This is a genomic window from Flavobacterium nitrogenifigens (genome assembly GCF_003254565.1).
In the GTDB taxonomy this organism is placed as follows: domain Bacteria; phylum Bacteroidota; class Bacteroidia; order Flavobacteriales; family Flavobacteriaceae; genus Flavobacterium; species Flavobacterium nitrogenifigens.
Map to the genome: position 1 here is coordinate 1 of NZ_QJRI01000088.1, position 434 is coordinate 434.

1 protein-coding gene is annotated in these 434 nt (G+C 41.0%); it reads right to left on the reverse strand.

Annotation, left to right across the window (positions count from 1 at the left end; genetic code table 11):
* Nucleotides 1-434, reverse strand: a 434-nt coding sequence (locus tag DM397_RS00380) for a SprB repeat-containing protein (protein ID WP_204251850.1), incomplete at both ends; no start/stop codon positions are given.

Genomic DNA, 434 nt, shown 5'->3' on the forward strand with positions numbered 1-434 from the left:
AGTTCCTGTTCCTCCAGTGACATTTACTGTTGCAGACCCGTTAGATCCTCCATTACAAGAAACATCGGTTTGAGATGTTGTTGCCGTAAGCGGATCAGGTTCTGTAATTTGTACGGTTTCTGTTATAGAGCATCCATTAGCATCGGTAATTGTAACAGAATATGTGTTTGGACTTAATCCTGTAGCTGTTGCTGCATTTCCTCCAGAAGGAGACCAAGAATAGGCGTAAGTTCCAGTTCCACCAGAAGGAGTTACAGTAGCTGTTCCGTTATTTGTCTGATTGCATAAAACATTTGTTTTTGTTAATGTTGCTGTAAGTGCATCGGGTTCTATAATTTGTATTGACTCTGTTATAAAGCATCCGTTTGCATCGGTTACAGTTACCGTGTAAGTGTTTGGACTTAATCCTGTAGCTGTTGCTGCATTTCCTCCAG